The 24971-nt window shown below is 34.6% G+C and carries 17 protein-coding genes and 1 pseudogene; 8 read left to right on the forward strand and 10 right to left on the reverse strand.

The features are described from left to right. Positions 1-78 precede the first annotated feature (78 nt). Positions 79-2274, forward strand: coding sequence for a DNA helicase RecQ (gene recQ, locus H0V01_01900; protein ID MBA2582123.1), 2196 nt, complete (start codon positions 79-81; stop codon positions 2272-2274). Positions 2275-2571: 297 nt separating this feature from the next. Here recQ and H0V01_01905 read toward each other — a convergent pair whose 3' ends face one another. From H0V01_01905 to H0V01_01920, 4 genes are all read right to left on the reverse strand, one after another. Then, positions 2572-4113 carry an AbgT family transporter gene (locus H0V01_01905; protein MBA2582124.1) on the reverse strand — a complete coding sequence of 514 codons (1542 nt, stop codon included), beginning with the start codon at positions 4111-4113 and terminating at the stop codon, positions 2572-2574. 267 nt (positions 4114-4380) lie between these two features. Next, entirely contained in the window at positions 4381-5517 is a 1137-nt protein-coding gene (locus tag H0V01_01910; protein MBA2582125.1) for an amidohydrolase, read from the reverse strand. Between the two features lie 89 nt (positions 5518-5606). Next, positions 5607-5993, reverse strand: a complete 387-nt coding sequence (locus tag H0V01_01915; GenBank protein ID MBA2582126.1) for a sulfite exporter TauE/SafE family protein — start codon at positions 5991-5993, stop codon at positions 5607-5609. Between the two features lies 1 nt (position 5994). Next, positions 5995-9360: a PD40 domain-containing protein gene (locus H0V01_01920; protein MBA2582127.1), complete on the reverse strand. Its 3366-nt coding sequence runs from the start codon at positions 9358-9360 to the stop codon at positions 5995-5997. Positions 9361-9453: 93 nt separating this feature from the next. On the opposite strand from H0V01_01920, the gene H0V01_01925 reads away from it, so the two are divergent. Then, the gene (locus H0V01_01925; GenBank protein ID MBA2582128.1) at positions 9454-10092 is read left to right on the forward strand and encodes an MBL fold metallo-hydrolase; all 639 of its coding nucleotides are present in this window, start codon (positions 9454-9456) and stop codon (positions 10090-10092) included. 70 nt (positions 10093-10162) lie between these two features. Here H0V01_01925 and H0V01_01930 read toward each other — a convergent pair whose 3' ends face one another. Beyond that, a complete protein-coding gene (locus tag H0V01_01930) occupies positions 10163-11500 on the reverse strand; it encodes an FAD-dependent monooxygenase (protein ID MBA2582129.1) in 1338 nt (445 codons plus the stop codon). A gap of 103 nt (positions 11501-11603) precedes the next feature. Beyond that, positions 11604-12878, reverse strand: a complete 1275-nt coding sequence (gene kynU, locus H0V01_01935) for a kynureninase (GenBank protein ID MBA2582130.1) — start codon at positions 12876-12878, stop codon at positions 11604-11606. Positions 12879-12947: 69 nt separating this feature from the next. On the opposite strand from kynU, the gene hemL reads away from it, so the two are divergent. The 4 genes and pseudogenes from hemL to H0V01_01955 all read left to right on the forward strand — a co-directional run bounded on the left by hemL (position 12948) and on the right by H0V01_01955 (position 15948). After that, positions 12948-14243 carry a glutamate-1-semialdehyde 2,1-aminomutase gene (hemL, locus tag H0V01_01940; protein MBA2582131.1) on the forward strand — a complete coding sequence of 432 codons (1296 nt, stop codon included), beginning with the start codon at positions 12948-12950 and terminating at the stop codon, positions 14241-14243. A gap of 183 nt (positions 14244-14426) precedes the next feature. Beyond that, complete coding sequence (locus H0V01_01945; protein MBA2582132.1) at positions 14427-14918, forward strand: VOC family protein; 492 nt, start codon at positions 14427-14429, stop codon at positions 14916-14918. Between the two features lie 64 nt (positions 14919-14982). After that, positions 14983-15434 (forward strand): annotated as a pseudogene (locus H0V01_01950) (DoxX family protein). Positions 15435-15726: 292 nt separating this feature from the next. Continuing rightward, the gene (locus tag H0V01_01955) at positions 15727-15948 is read left to right on the forward strand and encodes a hypothetical protein (GenBank protein MBA2582133.1); all 222 of its coding nucleotides are present in this window, start codon (positions 15727-15729) and stop codon (positions 15946-15948) included. A gap of 95 nt (positions 15949-16043) precedes the next feature. Here H0V01_01955 and H0V01_01960 read toward each other — a convergent pair whose 3' ends face one another. Both H0V01_01960 and H0V01_01965 read right to left on the reverse strand, forming a co-directional pair. Further along, complete coding sequence (locus tag H0V01_01960; protein MBA2582134.1) at positions 16044-16934, reverse strand: hypothetical protein; 891 nt, start codon at positions 16932-16934, stop codon at positions 16044-16046. Positions 16935-16939: 5 nt separating this feature from the next. Beyond that, on the reverse strand, positions 16940-17575 hold the full coding sequence (locus tag H0V01_01965; protein ID MBA2582135.1) for a hypothetical protein: 636 nt from the start codon (positions 17573-17575) through the stop codon (positions 16940-16942). A gap of 149 nt (positions 17576-17724) precedes the next feature. Here H0V01_01965 and gcvP point away from each other — a divergent pair, with 149 nt between their 5' ends. Both gcvP and H0V01_01975 read left to right on the forward strand, forming a co-directional pair. Beyond that, complete coding sequence (gene gcvP, locus H0V01_01970) at positions 17725-20634, forward strand: aminomethyl-transferring glycine dehydrogenase (protein ID MBA2582136.1); 2910 nt, start codon at positions 17725-17727, stop codon at positions 20632-20634. A gap of 76 nt (positions 20635-20710) precedes the next feature. Continuing rightward, a complete protein-coding gene (locus H0V01_01975) occupies positions 20711-21994 on the forward strand; it encodes a tyrosine--tRNA ligase (protein MBA2582137.1) in 1284 nt (427 codons plus the stop codon). Positions 21995-22069: 75 nt separating this feature from the next. Here H0V01_01975 and H0V01_01980 read toward each other — a convergent pair whose 3' ends face one another. Together H0V01_01980 and H0V01_01985 are read right to left on the reverse strand one after the other, a co-directional pair. Continuing rightward, positions 22070-23848 (reverse strand): SLC13 family permease, encoded by a 1779-nt coding sequence (locus H0V01_01980; GenBank protein MBA2582138.1) that lies wholly within the window; start codon positions 23846-23848, stop codon positions 22070-22072. An 84-nt stretch (positions 23849-23932) separates the two neighbouring features. Continuing rightward, a complete protein-coding gene (locus H0V01_01985; protein MBA2582139.1) occupies positions 23933-24907 on the reverse strand; it encodes an acyl transferase in 975 nt (324 codons plus the stop codon). Between the last annotated feature and the right edge of the window lie 64 nt (positions 24908-24971).

Genomic DNA, 24971 nt, shown 5'->3' on the forward strand with positions numbered 1-24971 from the left:
TCACTAAATATTTTATATTTACGTTACAAACTTAAACTAAAAAGATTAATCAGTTAATTAATAATAAATATTAAAATGTTGTCAGTTGAAATTTCATTGCCAGGAGCTTTAAAAAAGTTTTTTGGATTTACTAAATTTAAAGGCCATCAGGAAGCAATCATTCAAAATGTGCTGAATGGAAAACATACCTTTGTAATAATGCCAACTGGAGGCGGTAAATCCTTGTGCTATCAATTACCTGCTCTTATAAGTGATGGAACGGCAATTATTATTTCTCCACTAATTGCGCTGATGAAAAACCAGGTGGATTCCATTCGGAGTTTTGGCACTGATGATGGAATTGCACATTTCATGAATTCATCTTTAAATAAAACAGAAATTACACAGGTAAAACAAGATGTGATTTCTGGTAAAACAAAATTACTTTATGTTGCCCCTGAATCTCTGACTAAACAAGAAAACATTGATTTTTTAACTGACATTAAAATTTCATTTTTTGCCATTGATGAGGCCCACTGTATTTCTGAATGGGGTCATGACTTTCGTCCTGAGTACAGAAGATTGAAGACAATTATTGAAGCCATAGGCAAGGTTCCCATTATAGCCCTTACTGCAACCGCCACACCCAAGGTTCAGCAAGACATACAAAAAAATCTGGGAATGAGCGATGCTACTGCTTTTCACTCCTCTTTTAACAGGCCAAATTTAAATTATGAAATAAGATCCAAGAATGATGTAAATCGTGATATTATAAAGTATATACGCCAGCATCAAGGAAAATCGGGTATTATTTATTGCCTTAGCAGGAAGAAAGTTGAAGAACTGGCCCAAACACTTATAGTGAATGGAATTAAGGCTTTGCCTTATCATGCAGGTCTTGAAGCGGGCGTAAGAGCAAAAACACAGGATAAGTTCCTTATGGAAGATATTGATGTGATTGTAGCTACAATTGCATTCGGAATGGGTATTGATAAACCCGATGTTAGATTTGTAATACATCATGACATGCCAAAGAGCCTTGAAGGATATTACCAGGAAACAGGCAGGGCAGGAAGAGATGGTGGCGAGGGAAACTGTATAGCTTTTTACAGTTATAAGGATATTGAGAAGCTTGAAAAGTTTTTACAGGGAAAACCCGTTGCCGAGCAAGAAATAGGAAGGCAACTTATTCAGGAAACTATTTCTTATGCCGAAACATCAATGTGCAGGAGAAAATCATTGCTTCATTACTTCGGGGAGGAGTATGATGAGAATAATTGTGATAATAAATGTGATAATTGTGCAAATCCAAAACCAAAATTTGATGCACAACAAGAAATTTCATTATTATTGCAAACAATTTTAGCAGTAAAAGAGAAGTTTAAAGGTAATCATATAATTTCTGTGTTATTAGGAATTGACAATGCAACGGTTAAATCATACAAACATGACAAGTTGGATGTTTTTGGTGAGGGTGATGAGAATGATGAAAAAATTTGGAATGCAGTAATAAGACAAGCCCTTGTTATTGATTTAATTTCAAAGGATATTGAAAATTATGGCTTATTAAAAGTTAGTAAAAAAGGACACGAATTTATAAAAAATCCATATCAGGTAATGGTAACCAAAGATCACAATTACGAAAATTCAAACGAAGAAGAAGGTCCAAGCCCTTCTAGTCAAGGAGGCGGTTCTGGAACGGCAGACGAAACATTGTTCTCGCTGTTAAAAGATTTAAGAAAAAAAATAGCCAAACAACAAAATCTTCCACCATTTGTTATTTTTCAGGACACATCTCTTGAAGATATGGCCACCCATTATCCAATAACAATGGATGAGCTTAAACAAATAACCGGGGTAGGTGCAGGAAAAGCCCTTAAATTCGGAAAGCCTATTATTGATCTCATTTCTAAACATGTTGAAGAAAATGACATTGAAAGGCCTCAGGATATGGTTGTTAAATCTGTTGTAAACAAATCAGGTTTAAAAGTATACATTATTCAAAGTATTGACAGGAAAGTTCCTCTTGATTCAATTGCTGAAGCAAAAGGACTTGAGTTTACAGATCTTTTAAATGAAATTGAAAGTATTGTTGCATCAGGCACAAAAGTTAACATCCATTATTTTATAAATGATGTGATTGATGAAGAAAAACAAGATGAAATTTTTGAATATTTCCGGTCTGCAACCTCAGATTCTATAGAGAAGGCCCTTGTTGAATTAGGAGAAAACGATTTCTCAGAAGAGGAAATACGTTTGATGAGAGTAAAGTTCATGTCTGAAATGGGGAATTAAAAAATTTGTTACTAAATAATAATAAAAGGCCGGACCAGAATTGCCGGTCTTTTTTTATTTGATTTAATTGAAAATTTTCACCCAAGGAGCAAAAAAAAATACGAAGGCTAAAGCTTAGGGTTTTGATTTTTCAAATCAAAGTGCGCAAAGAACCAAACAGCAAAGTCTATAGAAATAAGGAGGTTTTTGATTTATTAATCAAACAGGAAAATCACTATTTAAAAGCACTATTTTTAAAATGATAAGGAATAGTATGATTTTTAAATTCTATTAAAAAAGAAAGCGCTTAAAGGGCAATCAAGGATAGCTGTATGTAGACTGTAATCCTAATGGAATACCAAGTTTCCAAAAGATAAGTAAAAAAGCGGTCCAGGAAAGCAGAAAAACAATTGAATAAGGAATCATCATTGCCACCAGGGTTCCAATGCCTGTTTTTTTAACATAGCGCTGGCAAAAGATAACAACAAGGGGGAAGTAAGGCATAAGAGGTGTAACAATGTTGGAGGCCGAATCACCAACTCTGTAGGCCGCTTGAGTAAGGTCTGGGGAAATATTAAGCTGCATGAGCATAGGAACCATTACAGGGCTTATAAGAGCCCATTTTGCAGAAGCAGAACCAACCAGAAGATTAACTGCCGCTGTTAAAAACACTATTCCTACAATAGTTACTTCAGCAGGAAAAGCCATAGATTGTAGAAATGAGGCTCCCTTGAGTGCAAGTAAAGCTCCAATATTAGATTTACTAAAGGCGTCAATAAATAAGGCACAGAAAAAAGCCATAACTATGTAATAACTCATTCCACTCATTGCTTTACTCATACTCTGAATAACATCTCCTGATTTTTTATAGATACCAGCCAGAAAACCATAAATAACACCTGGAAGCAAAAAAACAATAAAAATAATTGGCACAATGGATCTCATCAAAGGAGCAGCAAAGGATGCAACCTGCCCATCAGGAGAGCGCATAGCAGAATCATTTGGCCACACCCAAAAGAAAAGAATCAGTAATCCTATAAGCATTGTCCAAGTAGCAACCCAAAAGGCTTTTTTTTCTTTTGAAGATAATTCATTCATTTGTGGTTCATCATCAATGGAATCGTCAACGGGAGAATTTTTTAATAATCTTGGTTCTACAACCTTATCGGTTAAATACCATCCTAATCCAACTATGAGAATACAGGATAAGCCAGTGAAAAACCAGTTGTTAAGTGGGTTTAATTCTATAACAGGATCAATAATTCTTGCGGCTGATTGAGTAAAACCTTGAAGTAAAGGATCAATACCAGAGGGGATAAAATTTGCACTAAAACCACCGGAAACACCAGCAAAAGCAGCTGCTATTCCAGCAAGAGGATGACGACCTGCAGCATAAAAAATAACACCTCCAAGGGGTATAACCAATACATAGCCTGCATCAGTTGCAGTGTGGCTGATTATAGCAACCAAAATAAGCATAGGGGTTAATAATTTTTTTGGTGTAACTCCTAACATTGATTTTAAACCAGCGTTAATAAAACCCGAATGTTCAGCAACTCCCACTCCAAGCATTGCAACAAGAACAATACCCAGAGGTGCAAAACCTGTAAAAGTACCAACCATATTAGCAAGGAAATTTGCAAGTGAGGGACCAGTAAGAAGATTGATTATGCGTACTGACACTCCCGTTCTTGGATCTATCTCACTAAAGGCAATTGGAGCCATAATAGCCGAAAGAAACCAAACCAAAAGCATTAGGATTAAAAACAGAATTGCCGGGTCTGGAAGCTTGTTTCCCGCTTTTTCAATAATATCTAGAAAACGGGCTATTGCCCCTTTTGATTTGGTAGCTGTATTCATCTTTTATTGAAATTATAAAAACGAATTTATAAAAAGATTATGAATTTGATTTAAAAAAACCCGGAAAATGCAGCAACTAAAACTTATTGCATTTTGAAACGCAAATTTTAAACCGCCAAAACTAAAATTGAAACATTCAATGGTTTTCGTGCTCTATTAAAAACAACCTTAAAACCAGTATTGTTTTATTTTCACCAGAAGGATCTGTATATTTTATCTCTTCAAAATAAACAACTAAACCATTTTAAAGCATTCAAATGCTTTTTATTATTTCTGCTTTTGTAAACTCTTAAGTTCATTAACCGCTAAAAAAGCAAGTAAGCCCATTCCTGTTTCCAAGGCTTTTTCATCTATATCAAAGGTTGATGTATGTACTCCTGAGGTAATCCCTTTTTTGCTGTTTGCAGTGCCCAAACGGTAGAAACAGCCGGGTATATGCTGAGTATAAAATGAAAAATCTTCAGCTGTCATTCTTAAGGAGAGTTCTACAATATTTTCTTTTCCAAGATATTCTTCAGCTGCATTTCGGGCTTTCTCAGTGGTTTGAGGACTATTTTCTAAATAAGGATATCCAATTCGTATTTCAAATTCACATGTCCCACCCTTTTCAATAGCAATTTTTTCGGCCAGTTCTTTCATCTTTTTATGTGCTTGCGTTCTCCACTGCTCATCCATTGTACGGAAAGTACCTTCAACTTTAACCTCATCAGGAATCACATTTGTGGCACCATTTGCCATGAATTTTCCAAAAGCCAATACAGTGGGTATATCCGGAATATTTTTATTATCAGGATGCATAAATTCCTGTTGAAGAGCAAGTAAAATTTCAGCTGCAATATAGATTGGATTATTGTAATGCTCGGGCATGGCAGCATGACCTCCTTTTCCTTTTATTGTCAAATAAATTTCATCTGTGGAAGCCATATACATCCCGCTTTTAAAACCAACTTTTCCAGTTTCAAGTGAAGGAAAAACATGCTGTGCAAAAATAGATTGCGGCTTTGGATTCTCCAATACTCCCTGCTTTATCATTAAGGATGCCCCGCCTGGCAACTTCTCTTCTCCTGGCTGGAAAATCAATTTAATTGTCCCTTCAAAATCATCTTTCAACGCAGTCAATATTTTTGCTGCTCCAATTAAAGATGCTGAATGAACATCATGACCACAGGCATGCATTATACCACTATTTTTAGACTTATAATCCACATCATTTGATTCATTAATGGGCAATGCATCCATATCGGCTCTTAATGCTATTATAGCTGAGGCAGGGTTTCTTCCCTCAATGATTGCTACTATTCCAGTTTCAACAATTCCTTTTTGATGAGGGATATTTAATGCTTTTAGTTGGTCTGAAATATAATCGGCAGTTTTAAATTCTTTAAATGATAATTCCGGGTACATATGTAAATGCCTGCGTACTGCTGTAATTTCCCCAAGAAAGGAAGAGGCAAGTTGTTTGATTTTTTGAATTGATTTTTCCAAAGAGAAATTTACTTACTAAAAAAAAACATTTTAATGGCAATTACAAAAAGGATAATACCAAAAACTTTTTGTAAAGTAACTTTATCAATGTTTATGGAAATTCGGGAACCTATATAACCACCAATAAGAAAAGCTGCTGAAAGTATAAGTGCAAAGACAATGTATTTAAAATCTTGCTGCATGTGTGAGCTTTTGTAATAGTTAATTGCAGCAAGCACACCAATAGGAGGCAACATCATTAATAAACTGGTACCTTGGCTTTGATGTTGGGTAAGTCCTAAAAAATAAACAAGAGCAGGTACAATTACAATGCCTCCTCCAATACCAATCATACCACTCAACACCCCTGCAACTAAGCCAATAAAAAGTAAGCCAATAATTAAAGAAAAATTCATTTTAAAAATCTAAACTTAAGGAAAGGTAAAATATTCTTGGCTTCACCACTCCGTCTTCAACTCCCCAAGCCCAATCAGCTCTTATAAAATAACCCCATAAACGGCTTCTTAAACCAAAACCATATCCTGCAATTATTGGTTCTTTTTGGTTTTTCAAAGTAATAACAAAAGGATTAGCATATATAATTTCTGTATTTAAAGTATTATCTTCAGAATAAGGAGACAATCCATTCCATGCTGTTCCAATATCTGTAAATCCAATTATTTGGAAATTATTAATGAAATCAGATTTAATGGGTTGATTAACCAAATATCTGAAAATGGGCATCCTTAATTCACTATTAATAACTGCAAATGAATTTCCATTTCTTGCATTCTGGTGGAAACCCCTCATGTTTGTTGCCAAGGTCTGAAACACATAATTTTGTGAATAATCAATTCGGGTTTCCTGGTCGAATCTTGGTAATAACCAATTGTCTACTCCACCCATGAAATAAATAAGTTTATGGGAACCCAGAGAAGTACTTGCAGCAAACCTGTTGGCCCAAATAAAATCACGGTGGATCTTAATATAGTGCCTGAAGTCCAATCCTAAAACATAAATATTTACACCTTCAATCTGAAGATGTCTGTAATACTCTGCAAATATTTTAGATCTTGTTCCCCTGTTCAAATTCACCCCAAGTGGGAGAACATTATCGAAAACATATTCCAATTTAGCTCCTGCCCAATAATCAAATAATGTTGGATAATTCCTTAATCGGTCATAATCTGTGGCAAGGGTAACCTTTCTATCCTGTCTTAAACTTGCAGTACCTCTAACACTTGCGACCTCACTAAAGGGCCAACTTAAAACATGCCTTATCTCATGGGTATGTATCTTTTTTAAGGTTATGCCATCTGAAAGCATCATTCCTCTGCGATTGAAAATGTATTGCCTGTTAAGCCTTCTGGTATAATCTTCATAACTCAACAAATATTCGTTGGTTTGAAGATTTGGAGAAAGCCTTACACCACCCATAATCCTGCGATTATCAAATAAATCGCTAATCCCGATTTTAAATAACCCATTCATTCCCGGGTTAAAAAATCCTCCCCCACCCATAAAAGGCTGATAGGATAAGTTTGTTAAATTGTTATCTATTTGAGATACAACATAATTAGTATAATAAGTAATGTTATAATTTCGAAGATTGGGTAAAATGAATTCCTCAGGTTCATCAGTATTATCCTCCTTTTTTATAATCGATTGAAAAGCTGTATCTTTTTGAGTGGACACCGGATTTTGTCTTTTCTCAGCTTCTGCTTTTTTATCAAATTTATAATTATTTATATCCACCATTGTAGAATCTGTGGATGTTTCATCAAATACTTTTACACTTTGAAATCTTGATTTACTTACCGTAGTATCTTTTGCTTGTTGTTGTGGTTCTGCTTGTTTTGATGCAGAATTGTTTTTGTTTTTGGTAGTAGCGCTTGAGGTTTTACTTTTTTCAGGAATTTTACTTTTGTTTAAAGGGAACGGAGTCTGCTCGAAATTTTGAAAATTTTGTTCAGGATTTTCACCCAGTTCCTGCAAAAAAAGTTTGTACTTTCCATTATGAAATACTATTTCAGATAATTTTCCTGCTTTAGTTTCAGTTTCATGTTCAAGAATATGACGAGGATAATTAGTAATGGGTGCGGCAGTTATGGTTTGCCGGTAATGTGCCGCAGTATCAATATGACTTATTACACTATCAAATTCAGCAACAAAACGATTGTAAACTCTGTTTTGATTGCTTAAATAAGTTACATCATTGTCATTCCATTGCTGAGGCTGCAATTCATCAACATGATGAGTATTGGTTACTCTTTTTAAAACATTTGATTTACTGGCAAGATCATAAATAAATACATCCCTGTTACTGTTGTAGGATTTAATATCTACCCCTTTTGTTCTAATGGTATCATCAGTGCGATTAGAACTAAAGATTACCTGCTTTCCTTTATTTATAAAACGAGGATTTAAATCATCAAAAATATCTTTCGTTATTTGATTTTGTGTGTTTGCACCAATATTATAAATATAAATATCAGATTGCCCATTTAATACCGCAGAAAAAACCATTTCCCTGCCATCAGGAGAATATGAAAAGTCAAGTATTTTATCTAAAATAAAAATAGGCCTGCTTTCTGTTTTTTTATCCTCTAAAGAATATAGTAAAAGATGTGGCTTTGCTTGATCCTCCACCATAATAGCCAACATTTGGCCAGCAGGATGCCAGGAAAGAATAGGATAAGAAAAATCATTAATGCGCAAGAGCCGATGTCCTTCTTTTAATATGCGCTTCATTCTTTTTTTCTCCTTGTCGTAAATGAAAACTTTATACTGGCCAAGTTCATTAGAAACAAAAGCAACATACCTTCCATCCGGACTGGATTTTAATTGACTGTATACCCGGTTTTTCCTGTTCTTTACTGGTATAAGATTAGTTTCTGCAAGAATTCTGGTATCATCTAAAGTTTCATACTTTGTTTTATAGTAATTCATCCATTCCATGGTAAGTGTTTTCAGAGATGCTCCCAAAACAAAAAGGAATCCGCTTTCAATGTTACGACTCACATGAGTCATGTAAAGAATATTCGAAACTGTATTTGGCCCATACGTTTCAGCTATAAAATGCCACATTGAATGACCGGCATTTACTGCATTATCACCAGCTAATCGATTAAACTTATCATACTTTCCGGAAAGAACACCATCCTTTACTTTGTTTTCAACATAAACATTCCAGGGATCAGCAGCATATGAAATTAACCCTTGCAAATACCAATCAGGGAGAACCAACAGAGCTGAATTTTTCATTATTTCCCTCCAATCTCCCCCGTAAAGCATTTCGTTAACCAGTACCTCTGCCACTCCTGCTCTTATTTGTGCATCTAGTTTTGCATGATCACCCTCGAAATAAATGAAAACTTTAGAACCAACAATATTTGTTACTCCACCAATATTGTATGTATTGTCAGTACTTGCCCCTAAATTACTTTGCCTGAAATGACTTTGCTTGTTATAAATTATGAATTGAATATTGTTTTCAATTTCATAATCAAAAATGGCCTCAAGATCGGAAATATGATCAGTTGCGGTTTTGGCAGTATAAATAGCCAATTCTTTCCCACCCGGATAAAAGTAGGTCTCGATTTTTTCAAAGCGATAATAACTCCACAGAAATTCATCGTATTGAACCCTGTTCTTGCCAAATTCCATTTGGGAACCATTGTAAAACTGGGCACGAATTAAGGAAGAATGAAGAATTCCGGCAAAAGCAATAACAACAGCCAAAATAGCTGTGTTTACTTTACATATTTTTATTAGCTTGCTCAATTGAATATAACAAAAAGATACATTTATGTAAAGTTAAAACTTTAATTTTAATTATCGCTAAATTTGCAAACGCACAATTTATCTTTTTATTAAATGATTCAAATAGATTTTTTCACTTTCAATCCTTTTCAGGAGAACACTTACATACTTTATGATGAAACAAAAGAGTGTATTATAGTAGATCCTGGCTGTTATAGTCCTTCGGAAAAAAGGGAATTAGCGGATTTTATTAAATTAAAAGAACTAAAACCAGTAATGCTAGTACTTACCCACGCACATATTGACCATGTTCTTGGGAACGATTTTATCCATAAAACATATGGTTTAACCCCAATAATGAATGCAATTGAAATTCCAGGTCTTCGCGGGGTTTCTCAATATGGGCATCTTTATGGAATTCACGCAGATCCATCGCCAGAACCAGAATCTTTTATTGATGAGGGAGACAACATTAAATTTGGTAACAGTAGTTTAAAAGTATTATTTACCCCAGGACATTCTGCTGGAAGTGTTTCTCTTTATAATGACGAACAAAAATTCATAATTGCAGGTGATGTGCTTTTTCAAGGAAGTATCGGAAGAACCGATCTTCCAGGAGGTGATTTTGATACTTTAATTGCAAGCATAAAAAATAAATTATTCCCACTTGGAGATGACTTTAAAGTATATTCCGGTCATGGCCCAGCAACAAACATTGGAATTGAAAAGAAAAACAATCCCTTTCTAAAATAATAATTTAATCCCTTTGCATTTTAGCCAGAAAATACTACTCCCTTTCACGAGTCTGAATTACCGGAACAAATTAAAAATATTTTAAAATTTCCATCTCTACTTCTTCACTATCCCAAATTTGTTCAATGTTTTTTATTGACAATATTTTTTTCATAATGTTATCCTGGAAACTTCCTTCCTTTAATGCAGCGGAATAAGGCATGTCACTAAAAGTAACCATTGAATACAATGGTACCCATTTATCAGGGTATTTTTGATGGAAACGAGACTCGATTTTTTTTCTCAAAACAAACATTGGATCGGCAACCAAATCCCTCATTTCAATGTAGTTATTTAGAGCCAATTGGCAAATAGCATCAGTGTCAGGTTTTCGAATTGCAGAAAACGAATTGAAAACCTTCTCCCAATCTTCTCCATGCTTTTCGAAAAGCTCTGCCAAAACTGTACAGTCTTCGAATCCACTGTTCATACCTTGACCGAAAAAAGGAACTATCCCATGAGAAGCGTCTCCAATTAAAAGAAGTTTGTCTTTGTAATTCCAGGGATTACATTTTATCATTACAAGAGACGATGTTGGGTTGTTTTCAAAATCCTCAACATAGGTTGGCATTAAGGATACCGCATCTGGAAACACCTTTTCAAAAAAAGCAGATACATCCTTTGCCGTTTTTAAAGTTCCGAAGGAATTTTCTCCTTCAAAAGGAAAAAACAAGGTACAAGTAAAACTACCATCCAAATTGGGTAATGCAATAAGCATATATTCCCCTCTTGGCCAAATATGAAGTGCATTTTTTTCAATTTTCCACGTTCCATCAGTGTTGGCAGGAATTGTCAACTCTTTATATCCATGTTCAAGATATTCCTGAGAATAATTAAATCTATCAGTCATTTGAAGCGCCAATCTTGCTGTAGAAAAAGCTCCGTCTGCACCGATAATCTTGTTCCCATAAACAGAAACCTTGTTTTTACTTGCCTGGTTTTCAAAAATTATTTCTGAACTATCTAAATTAACATCTATGCATTTTTCATTAAAATAGAGACTTAAATTAGGGTGACTTTCTGCTAAATTCATTAACGTGGAATTCAGTCCGCCCCGGGAGACTGAGTAAATCGATTGACTATCTTTTCCATAAGGATAAAAGCTGAGCTCGCCTTTAACATCATGTACCATTCTTCCATGCATAGGGATGGCTACTTTTTTTACTTCCTCAGCAACTCCAATTAACTCCAGGGCTTTCCATCCTCTATCAGAAAGCGCAAGATTAATGGATTTGCCAGCTGAAATTTTTTCTTTGCGCATATCAGTCCTTCTTTCAAAAAGATCTACATGATAACCTTTACGGGCAAGGTAAATTGAAAATAAAGATCCTACTAACCCTGCTCCTATTATTGTTACTTTTTCAGCCATTTTTTTACTTTTTAAAACACGTGCAATTTAAAAACAGAGAATTATTATTAATTGTATCAAAAATGCTTGTTCAACAATTTTATTTTAAAAGAACTTTTTTGGGTTAAAGGCATGATGAAATTATCTGACCAAACTTCCATAAATCCTCAAATGAATTATATAAAGGAACAGGAGCAATTCGGATTACGTTAGGTTCCCTCCAATCAGCAATTATTCCATTTTCAGAAATAACATTAAATAATTCCTTCCCCCTATTATGTGCTACAATTGAAATTTGACATCCCCTTGCCTTTTCATCTTTGGGTGTTATTATTTCCAATTTACCTCCATTAGTGATCTTTCGGTTAATATCCTCAATGATAAATTCAAGATATGCCGTCATTTTTTTGCTCTTTTGTATCAAATTATCCATCCCCGCTTCTTCAAAAATAGAAATTGAAGCTTTATGAGCAGCCATGGAAAGCACTGGAGCATTGCTTAGTTGCCATCCTTCAGCAGATTCAATGGGTACAAAATTTTTCCCCATTAAAAATCTTGTTTTTTTGTCATGACCCCACCATCCGGCAAACCTTGTTAAATTTTTGTTTCTGGCATGCTTCTCATAAATATATACTCCGGAAACACCTCCTGGACCTGAATTTAAATATTTATAACTGCACCAACAGGCAAAATCGACTTTCCAGGCATGCAGGTTTAATTTGATGTTGCCTGTAGCATGAGCCAGGTCGAACCCAGCATAAGCTCCAACTTTATGAGCAGATTCAGTAATTTGTTCCATGTCAAAAACCTGGCCGGTATAATAATTTACACCACCAATCATAACCAAAGCAAGGGAATCGCCTGCTTTTTCAATACTTGAAATAATATCTTCGTTTCTTATCAGGTACTCGCCATCTCTTGGTTTTACCTCTATTATGGCATCTTCGGGATTAAAACCATGAAACCTTACCTGTGATTCCAATGCATATTGATCGGAGGGAAAGGCTTTGGCTTCACAAATAATTTTATATCTTTCTTTTGATGGCCGATAAAAAGATGCCATCAATAAATGAAGATTTACAGTAAGTTGATTCATTACTACTATTTCATTTGGCAAGGCTCCTACAATTCTTGCAACAGGTTCAGAAAACTGTTCATGGTATGAAAGCCAGGGGCTTCTTGCTTTCATATGGCCCTCAACTCCTAATTTAGCCCAGTCATCCAGTTCCTGCAATACTGCATCTTTCACGGTTACAGGTTGCAATCCTAATGAATTACCACATAAATAAACTGCTTTTTTACCGCCAATTTCTGGAAAAAGAAACTTACTCTGAAATTTTCTTAGTTTATCCTGATCATCTTCCTGTAGAGCAAACTCAATTGAATTAACAAAATTCATATTTTCTTCATTTTTTTTAAAGGCCCAAAGATACAAATTCAACTATATTTGCGCAGAAAATTAAAACTTATGGAATTTGTAGAATCAACACGATTATTTGAAAAGGCAAAAACTCTGTTTCCAGGAGGTGTAAATTCACCAGTAAGAGCCTTTCGTTCAGTGGGTGGAAATCCTGTTTTTATTGAAAGGGGTGATGGGTGCAATGTCTGGGATGCAGACGGCAATAAATACATTGACTTTTGTTGTTCCTGGGGCCCATTAATCCTTGGACATAACAATGAAAAAGTAAGAACAAAAGTAGTTCAAACCATTGCAAATGGTACATCTTTTGGCGCACCCACCCGTCTTGAAAATGAACTGGCTGAGTTGATTCTTTCAAACCATAGATTTATAGAAAAATTACGTTTTGTAAGTTCCGGAACTGAAGCTGTTATGTCTGCAATTCGTTTGGCAAGGGGCTTTACAGGAAGGAAAAAAATATTGAAATTTGAAGGTTGTTACCATGGACATGCGGATTCGTTGCTGGTAAAAGCAGGTTCAGGGCTTGTAACATTTGGAACATCATCCTCAGCAGGAGTTCCGGAGGCATTTACAAACGAGACTCTTGTTGTGCCCTTAAATAACAGACAGGCTGTTGAAAAAGCTTTTGCTGAGTTTAAAGATCAAATTGCTTGTATTATCATTGAACCTGTACCTGCTAATAATGGTTTACTTATCCAGGAAAAAGAATTCCTTACATTTTTAAGGGAAATATGCTCGGCCAATGGTACATTATTGTTTTTTGATGAAGTGATATCAGGTTTCCGTTTGGGATTTGAAGGTGCAGCAGGATTTTATAATATCAAACCCGATATTATTACATTTGGGAAAATAATCGGAGGTGGATTGCCTGTTGGTGCATATGGCGCAAGCGCATTGATAATGTCTCACATCTCTCCTGAAGGAAATGTATACCAGGCTGGTACTCTTTCAGGAAATCCTGTTGCCATGTCTGCAGGAATAGCCCAACTCACAGAATGCCTTAAAAAAGAATTTTATTCAACGCTTGAAGCAAAAACAAATTTATTTATCGGTATTATTAATAATCATAGTGTTAATAAAGGTTATGAATTCAAAATTTTCAGCATTGGATCCGTTTTCTGGTTTGCATTTACATTAAAAAAAGCAATTCGTTCTGCCGAAGAAATCGACTCTCGTAGTATGGATAAATTCAAAATATTTTATTGGGAACTTTTAAACAGGGGTGTATATATAGGTCCATCCGGTTATGAAGTTGGTTTTATTTCAGAGGCTCATAATGAAAAGGACCTTAATGAAGCAGCTTTCAGGGTTTGTGAAGCGCTTGACTTAACTTTTTCCACATAAAAATCAATAGAAATAATTCTTTTTTATTCTGAAAATAAAATACTAAAGCTTTAAAACAAAGTGAAAAATAAGTTTTAATGCACTTTAGAGGTTTTATGGCAACTATCATTTATTCTGATTTTATTTCTTAAATTTATACGAAAGCGATCTTTCTATTTAAAGATTTGAATTATCAGATAAATTATGGAGACACGATATATTATCCCCTCCCAAACCAGAATAGGTCATATTCATTTAAAAGTTTCTGACTTGGAACGGGCATTGAATTTTTATTGTGAACTTCTTGGCTTTTCTCTTATAACTAAAATGGGAAATGATGCTGCATTTATTTCAGCAGGTGGATACCATCACCACATTGGATTAAATACCTGGTATAGCAAAAACAGTTCTCCTTCTGCATTAAGAAGTACCGGATTATTTCATTTTGCAATTTTATATCCTACTAGAAAAGACCTTGCCACTGCTTATAAAAGACTTTTAGATTTTCATTATCCTATTACTGGTTCAGCTGATCATGGTGTGTCAGAAGCAATTTATTTTAATGATCCTGACAGGAATGGTGTGGAATTATATTGGGATAGGCCCATGGAACAATGGCCAAAAAAAGCAGACGGAACAATTAATATTTATACCGCTGAACTTGATTTAAGTAGTTTGTTAAATGAACTTGTCTAGCTACAATTTTGATTGAAAAAACAAAAATTGTATTTCAATATTATTTAAGTAATTATTCTAAATAATGATAAAACAAATAGTGTCATTAATTTTCACCACTGCTTTTAGTATTAAAGCAATCCATTTGTGGATATTGTTCTTCAGGATAAGTATTTCTACATTTATGTTAACCCATGGTTTGCCTAAATTATCGAAATTAATGTCTGGAGACTACGAATTTGCAGATCCTCTTGGTATTGGCATGATAACTTCACTAGTATTAGCAAGCTTTTCTGAAGCAATATGTTCTATCTTTATTTTATTTGGTGCTTTTACTAAAATTGCAACTATACCCCCAATTATTACTATGGCGGTTGCAGCATTTATCGTTCATCAGTTTGATCCTTTTAGTAAAAAGGATTATCCTTACTTTATCTTTTGACTTTCCTAACTATTTTCATAGTAGGTAGTGGAAAATACAGCTTTGACGAATTGATTCAAAAAAAAATAACAAAAAAACAGAAGGAATTTAATTAATTGGGGCTTGTTTTCTTACCTGAATTAAACCACTTGCCAAAATTTAATCCTTAAAAAATTTGAGCCCCTTTTTTCAACCTCTATAATTTAATGTAAGAGAATTAATCATTCCAAACACCCTTATTTACCTGAAAATAAACACAAAGATCATTATAAGCAGAAAAATTCATTGAAAACAGGGGGAAATAGTTTTTTTTTATACATCGCATTGAAAATCAGGCAAAAAAAAATATTGAATCAGTTGAAAACATGATAATTCTTATGCTACATTTGCGGCAAACAATCTCACAAAATGAAAACAATTATTAACACCGCTTTAGGTGCAGTTTTATTAGGCTTAGTTGCCTGTGGCCCAAGTGCCGAACAAGTTGAACAACAAACTCAGGATTCTATTAGAATTGCTGATTCAATTCAAGCTTCAATTATTGCTGCTGAAGTTGAAGCAATGAGAATCCAGGATTCTATTGCTATTGCTGAAGCTGCACCAGTTGATACAACAGTTGTTGTTCAATAACTTTTAATTCTGAAACTAAGAAAGTAAAACTTCTTACAGAAACAAAAAAGGCTGTCCATATGGATAGCCTTTTTTGTTTAATTTAAATTCTTATTTTAAAAATTGGAATCAAAAACAAGCAAAAGCAAAAATTGAATTAACATAGTTGATTCAATCCAAAAAGAATAATAATATTCATTGTTTTCTTTTTTTACAAAAGAAATTACAAAACCTGTAATAATAGCAGATAAAATAAGTGCAGTAATTATTCCTGGATCAGTAGCAAACCAAGTTTTTTCTAAAAGTGTATTGAATGAGAAAACAATTAATAAAAAAAAGGATAAATATTTGGTTTTTTCTACACCCAAAATCATAGGAATTGTTTTAACATTTAGAATTTCATCCTGTTTCATATCCCTTATGTCGAAGGGAAGGGTAATGGCAAAAAGAAAGAGCATTCGTTCTAAAGAAATAACAAAAATGTAAGTATTAGAAAAATCACTTCCATATTCAATTATTGGAAGCCATACTGTAACTGCAGTCCAAGTTAGAGCTATAAGCACTATTTTAAAATAAGGAACACCCCTTAATTTTTTAAATCTTCCTTTTAAAAAAGGTAAAATCTGGTGCATATCCATAGCATACCATACCGACAGAAAGCCAAAAGGCAGGAGCAGTACTATGCTTTCTATTTTATTTTTAAACCAGAAAACAAAAACAAGGGATGCTGCAATGAAAGCTATTATGGTTATATAAGCAAGCATTTTTCTATGGTTGGCAATCCATTTGTGACGGACAGACAAAAGAGCATGCTCACTTATTTGAGAAGGAATAATTCGCTGGAAGTTATAGACAGCAAGGGATGAAAAAAAAACAAAAACTTCCAGGTAAAATCCTTCATTTACTTGAAAGATTATTTTTGTGCAAAAAGCAAGGCAAGCGGCACAAAGGGAAACAAAAACATTGCTGAAAATCAATAAATCTACTGCTCTTTTTAAGGTATGCAATTCTATTAATCTCCTATCAGATTATTATTATTAAGGATATGGAAAGTTGCAACTCCCGCTAAAACACCAATTAAACTTCCTTTTATTGCATTTTGTATTCGTTTATTCTTTGCCACTCGTTTATACCCTTGTATGTATGTTATTTCTTTTAGGTATTCAACATTTGAAACTCTCTTTTTTCTAATTTTAATCCCCGGAATTGTATGAACACCTGAAGATACAAATGGCACAAGAAGTAAAAGAAAATCTCCGGCTAGAAAAAATCCTCCGGTGGCAGCTAATGTAAAACCTATTAAAGTAGCACCTGGAGCTCGATGGTAATTATACGCATCCTGTTCTCCCATTACAAAATAATGCATTTCAGATGCTGAAAAATAATCACCTCTTATGGTATCCTGGGTATAAAGAATCTGAGTATGTCCATCACCATAGGAAATGGAAAAAATTCTGTATGTCTCTAATTCCTTTATAATTGTTTTATTTTTTTTCTTGCTTTCATAAATTACTTGAGATTCGTTAATAGTTACAACCTTACCATCCATTGTCCGTCCATTCATTAGCCATATTACATCCTGACCTTTTGAAAAAGGCATTAATAGGAGTACAAATGAAATAAACAACAGAATTTTTCTTTTTAACATTAAAAGGGCAAATTAAAAACAACTATCAAAGGTATGGAATAAAAATGCCGTTGCAAATGTTAAAAAATAAACCCCCTGCAACCTTCATTCAAGCAAACTTTATATTAATTTTGCCCCTTTCCATATTAACTGAATCAATCCTAAAATTTATGACCACTGATAATTTTGTTTCCAGACATAATGGTCCACGTGAAAAAGAAATTTCTTTCATGCTTGATCGTATTGGCGTTTCAAGTCTTGATGAATTAATTGAACAGACCATTCCTGGTTCTATTAGGCTAAAAAAGCCATTAAACCTTCCTAATGCATTATCTGAATTTCAATACAGCAAACATATTAAACAAATTGCTGCAAAAAATAAACTCTACAAAACTTTTATAGGTTTAGGTTATAATGGTTGCATTACTCCACCGGTAATTCAAAGAAACATTTTGGAAAATCCAGGCTGGTATACTGCATACACGCCCTATCAGGCTGAAATCTCTCAAGGAAGATTAGAAGCTCTTCTTAATTTCCAAACCATGGTTACAGACCTTACTGGTATGGAAATGGCTAACGCTTCTTTATTGGATGAAGCTACAGCTGCGGCAGAGGCAATGACAATGTTCTACAATACCCGTTCCCGAGAGGCTTTAAAAAACGATGCACACGTTTTTTTTGTTTCCGATTCCTGTTTTCCACAAACCATTGATGTTCTAAAAACAAGAGCCCTGCCACTTGGTATAGAGTTAATCATTGGCAACCATACTGATTTAGATTTTGAGAACCTGCCACTGGAAAGAAAGAACAAAATATTTGGAGCACTTCTTCAGTATCCTGATGCTGAGGGAAAGATAAACGATTATAAAAAATTTACAGATTCTGCTCATCAAAATGGTGCATTGGTTGCTGTTGCCACAGATTTATTAAGCCTTGCTTTATTGACCCCTCCTGGTGAATGGGGAGCTGATGCAGTGACTGGTAATTCACAGCGTTTTGGAGTTCCACTTGGTTATGGTGGTCCACATGCTGCTTTCTTTGCTACAAGAGAGGATTTTAAAAGACATCTTCCCGGAAGAATTATAGGTGTTTCTGTTGATATGCAGGGGAATACCGCCCTTAGAATGGCCTTACAGACAAGGGAACAACATATAAAAAGAGATAAGGCTACCTCAAATATTTGTACGGCACAAGCCCTTTTAGCCATTATGGCCTCTATGTTTGCTGTTTATCATGGACCTGAAGGAATAAAAAAAATTGCGGAAAAAGCACACGCAGCTGCAGTCTTGCTTTCCACCAAATTAGAAGAGCTTGGATTTATTGTTGAAAACAAACAGTTCTTTGACACCATTAAAGTTGGTCTTCCTGATACTGTAAATGCTAACACGATTGAAGAAATAGCATTGAAAAACGAAATCAATTTTAACTATATTGATACCTCAAACATTGGAATAAGCCTTGATCAAACAACAGATATTGAGGAAATTAATCTAATTTTAGAAGTATTTTCATCCGCATTAAATACAGAATTCATTCCAGTAACAACTGAGGATTTGGTTTTGGTAAAAACAACACTGGATAAATCTTTTTGCAGAACTTCAAAATACCTTTCACATCCAGTATTCAGCAGTTTTCATTCTGAAACAGAAATGATGCGGTATATTAAAAGGCTTGAAAACAAAGATCTTTCTCTTACCCATTCAATGATTCCCTTAGGTTCATGTACAATGAAACTAAATGCAGCGGCTGAACTTTACCCCATTACAATCCCTGAATTTGCAGGTTTGCACCCTTTTGTACCTGTTGATCAGGCACGCGGCTATGCACAGGTGTTAGAAGATCTTGAAATAGCACTTTGTGAGATTACAGGTTTTGCTGCTATGTCCTTTCAACCTAATTCCGGAGCACAGGGTGAATATGCAGGGCTTATGGTTATAAGGGAATATCACAAAAGCCGTGGTGATACTCATCGCGATGTCTCACTTATTCCATCTTCTGCCCATGGCACTAATCCTGCAAGTGCTATAATGGCCGGAATGAAGGTAGTGGTTGTAAAATGTGATGAATATGGAAATATTGACATTAACGATCTTCGACAAAAAGCAGAACAATATAAAGATACTTTATCTTGCCTGATGGTTACCTATCCTTCAACACATGGTGTATACGAGGAGGGGATTATTGCAATTACAAACATTATACATGAAAACGGTGGACAGGTTTATATGGATGGTGCAAATATGAATGCTCAAGTGGGTCTTACAAGCCCGGGGAACATTGGTGCAGATGTTTGCCATTTGAACTTGCATAAAACCTTTGCAATACCCCATGGAGGCGGAGGCCCAGGAATGGGACCTATAGGTGTTGCCACTCACCTTGTACCCTTTTTACCTGCACACAAAATTATTAAGACTGGAGGAAAAAGTGGCATTACGGCTGTTTCCGCTGCCCCTTTTGGCAGCAGCCTTATTCTTTTGATTTCATATGGATATATTAAAATGCTGGGCGGACAAGGTGCAACAGAGGCAACCAAAGTGGCCATTTTAAACGCAAATTATATAAAAGAGCGATTAAAGGATGATTACAGTATTTTGTATGTTGGAAAATCAGGAAGAGTTGCGCATGAAATGATACTTGATTGCAAGGAGTATAAAAAAAATGCCGGGGTTGAGGTTTCAGATATTGCCAAAAGATTAATGGACTATGGCTTTCATGCCCCAACTGTTGCTTTTCCAGTAGTGGATACACTTATGGTAGAGCCAACAGAAAGCGAATCTCTTTCAGAACTTGATCGTTTTTGCGACACAATGATTTCTATAAAAGGAGAAATTCAAGAAATAGCAAGTGGAAAAGCTGATATGAAAGACAATGTGCTTAAAAATGCACCCCATACATCTACAGTTGTAATAAATGACAACTGGAATCATTCCTATTCAAGAGAAAAGGCTGTTTATCCACTTCACTGGTTAAGAAACAGTAAGTTTTGGCCCTCCGTAAGCAGGATTGACAATGCATTTGGCGATAGAAATCTTATTTGCAGTTGTCCTGCAATTGAAACTTATGCCGAACCTGTGATTTAAACATTTATTGATTTTTGTGGTTTTGAAGTTTAGGGAATAATTCTATTTCTTCTTCATTTCCTTTATGAAAAAAATTATGAGCAAGAATTTTATTGAAGAGTTGCAATGGAGAGGAATGATTCATGATGTAACCCCCGGAACTAGTGAATTATTAAAAAAGGAGTTAAGTTCTGCCTATGTAGGAATTGATCCCACAGCAGATTCCTTACACATTGGCCATCTTGTTTCTATCATGATGCTCAAACATTTTCAGATAGCAGGACACAAGCCAATTGTTTTGCTTGGAGGTGCAACTGGAATGATCGGTGACCCTTCGGGAAAGTCTGAAGAAAGAAACCTGCTTTCGGAGGATATTCTCAGATTTAATGAAAAATGCCTTACTCAACAATTAGGGAAATTTTTAAATTATAACTCCGGGAAAAATTCAGCGGAAATAGTCAATAATTATGACTGGTTTAAAGAAATGAATTTTCTTGCTTTTTTACGTGAAGTAGGTAAACATATTTCTGTAAACTATATGATGGCAAAGGATTCTGTACAGAAAAGACTTGAAACAGGTATTTCTTATACCGAATTCACCTACCAGCTTGTTCAAGGATATGATTTTTATTATTTATTTAAGGAAAAAGGCTGTAAATTACAGATGGGTGGCTCAGATCAATGGGGTAATATTTTAACAGGAACAGAACTTATTCGAAGAAAGTGCGCTGGAGAAGCCTTTGCAATTACTTGTCCATTAATAACTAAAGCAGACGGTGGAAAATTTGGAAAAACAGAAAGCGGAAACATATGGCTTGATCCTAAAAAAACTTCCCCTTACAGGTTTTACCAATTTTGGCTTAATACTTCAGATTTAGATGCTAGTAAATATATACGAATTTTCACCCTGCTAAACAAGGAAGAAATTGAAGCTTTAGAATTAGAACATGCCACTGCCCCACATCTTAGGGTTTTACAAAAAGCTTTGGCAAATGAAATAACCATTCTTGTTCATTCCCAAAAGGATTTACAAAGAGCCATTGAAGCATCAGAAATACTGTTTGGTAAAGGAACGGCAGAATCACTTAAAGAATTACCAGAAACTGATTTGTTAGATGTTTTTATAGGAGTTCCTCAAATGGAAACCAATAGAAATGAATTACAAAAAGGTATTAACATTGTTGAATTTTTATCTGACAAAACCTCCATTTTTTCTTCAAAGGGAGAAGCCAGGAAAATGATACTAGGGGGCGGAATTGCTATAAATAAAATCAAAATTGAAAATCCTGATGATTTAGTTACTTCAGCAAACCTTTTAAATGATAAATATATTCTGGTGCAAAAAGGAAAGAAAAATTATTTCTTGGTTCGTGCCGTTTAATATTTAATACTGATCACTACTCACCGCAATTTATACTTCTGAATAAGCTTTAATAAAGCATAGATTCTTTAGTTTCTAATCTATCCAATAATATGTTATTGCGAATGAAGAAAGAATCCACAAAAAGAGGTTAAACAAAGCTCCTGAGCGAAAAAAATCAGTGTACTTATATTTACCGGGTCCATAAATCATTGTATTTGTCTGGTAGCCTATAGGGGTTAGAAAACTCGTTGATGCAGCAAACAAAATGGTAAAAAGCATAGCTTTGGGATTAATATCCATGAATTTAGCCATGCTCAACGCAATGGGGCCAAGAAGCACAGCAGCGGCATTGTTGGATAAAATTTCCGTTACTAAAGTAGTAGTTAAATAAAGCAGAGCCACCATAAAGAAAGGTCCTGAACTACCAGTAATACCTAATATTCCTTGGGCCAAATAAGTTGCAGCGCCTGATTTTTCAAGGGCAAGACCAAGAGGGATAATTCCTGCCAGAAGGAAAAATATCTGCCAATCCATTTCTTTATAGGCTTTTCTAATACTAATGCATTTTGTTAAAAACATAACTACAACTCCGGCAAGAGCCCCTATCATTATATTTAAAACATCAAAGGTTGCAAGAGCAACTACAGCTACAATAATGCCAACGCTAATAATCATTTTATTCTTTGGAAATTTTTTCTCCTCAAGCTCACTGATAATAATAAAATCTCTTGTGGATTGCAAAGCATCTAACCTGTCTTTTGAACATTCAATAAGGAGAGAATCACCAAAACGCAGGGTAATATCCCGCAACTTTTTTTGTAGGGTTTCGCCATCACGTCTTACAGCTAAAGTATTTGCATTATACCTGCTTCTGAAACGCGCGTTCCTAATTGTTTTGCCATTTAAAAATGAATCAGGTGAAATAATGGCTTCGATTAATACCAAATCTTCATTTTTGAGCCAATCGTCATATATATTCTGGCTGGCTTTTATTGAAATGCCAACAGCACCACTAACCTCAAGGAGTTTATATACATCTCCCTTTACCAGCAAAATATCACCTTCATTTAGGGTTTTTCTTTTTAATGGCAAATACCAAGGTACGCCTTCCCTTAAAACTTCCAGTACCTCAATATTGTATTTTTCGTCTAGCTGTATTTGTGATAAAGTTTGACCAATAAAAGGAGAATCTGGTAAAATAATCATCTCGGTTAAGTATTCCTTTAATTCATAATCCTTACTAACAGGTTCTGGTTTTCTTCTTGCTGGAATTAAAAATCTTCCTATAAATGCCATGTATAAAATCCCTGAAAATAAAAAAACAATACCCAATTGAGAAAATTCGAACATAGAGAATGATCCATAACCAGAATTTTTGGAAATTTCACTTATCAAAAGATTGGTTGAAGTTCCAATTAATGTGCAGGTTCCCCCGAGCATTGCTGCAAATGATAGGGGTATAAGTAATTTAGAAACACTTATATTCCTTGCATGAGCAACTTTTAAGGCTATTGGGATAAACACAGCAATTGCAGCTGTATTGTTGATAAATGCAGAAATTATTCCCGTGCTTATCATCATTACAACAATGATTTGAACTTCACTCTTGCCAACAATTTTTAAAAGGTTATTACCCAGTAGGCTTACAACACCAGTATTCTGTAATCCTGCACTTAAAATTAACAGTGCTAAAACAGTTATAGTGGCGGAATTGCTGAACCCTGAAACGCCTTCCTCAGGCGTTAGTACACCTGATACCATGAGCAGAACCATAATAATCATAGAGGTTACATCTACACGAACAAGCTCGGTAACAAATAAAACCAAACCTATAACTATTATAGCCAGAACAGCTATAATTTCATAACTCATAGAAGGAAGTTTTGCAATAAAAATTAATCAATATTCTAAAATTAACTATTTTTTCCATACAAGAATACTGTTTAAAACAAACTACTATATCAAAAGATTGCATCCTCTAATATCGCTATGATCAAACCTTCCTAATACTTCAAATGTTCCGTCATCAAATGTTTTTCCTAAATCCTGGGTTGAGATAAACGAACAGGAATTAATATTTGCAAAGTCAATTACATTTATGCCCCCGGTTTTATAATTACTCAAAAATTCGAAAGGATCTTGAGTGTTTCGAATTAATATTTTCATCCAGGGAGGGCATCTAAAAACGCCATTACTCAAAGAATAAGCTTGTGAAAGAAGCTCTGTCATTCCATATTCAGAATGAATACCATGCACATTAAAAGCTTCGGATAAAATGCTATGAACCTCCTCACGAATCATTTCCTTTTTTCTTCCTTTCATTCCTCCAGTTTCTATAATAATGGTGGTTTTTAAACCATATTTAAACTCCTGGGCAAAATCAATCAACGCGAATGTAACTCCAAAAAGCAGCGTTTTTTGTCCCTTTGATTCTTGAATTTTTAGTTTTTCAATTAAATCACCTGTGTTATTGAGATAAAAACCACTATCAGGATTATTTGATCTTTCAATTAAATCCTTCACCATATATATTAGTGAAGAACCATCTCGTTCCAAATAGGAGGGAAGAAGAGCAAGAATGCAATAATCCGAAGGATCTCCATAGAATAATTTAAAGCAGTGAATGTAACTTTGTTTGTAAACAGAGAGATCTGAGATGTAATGAGAACTTTGAATTGTGCTTGTTGTAGCGCTGCTTTTAAAAATAATTTCTTCATTCCTGGTTCCACTTACAATCTTTAATCTTTTAAAAAAATCTATTGGTAAAAAAGGAATTGCTAAAACATCTTTTACATTTTGGGGCGATTTACCCAATAAGGCACAAAATTTGTTGTATTCCAAATTGTTTAGATATTGATACTGAAATATTTTCAGGGCTGTTTCGTTAAAAGAATCAATATCATGTGGAAAAAAAATTTCCCTCGTATTTATTGTATTATCAGGCAAAGTATTTAAGTTTTGATAAATCCTTTAAAAATTTTAATTTTACTTCAAT

It is taken from the genome of Bacteroidota bacterium, assembly GCA_013696965.1.
Lineage (GTDB): Bacteria > Bacteroidota > Bacteroidia > JACCXN01 > JACCXN01 > JACCXN01.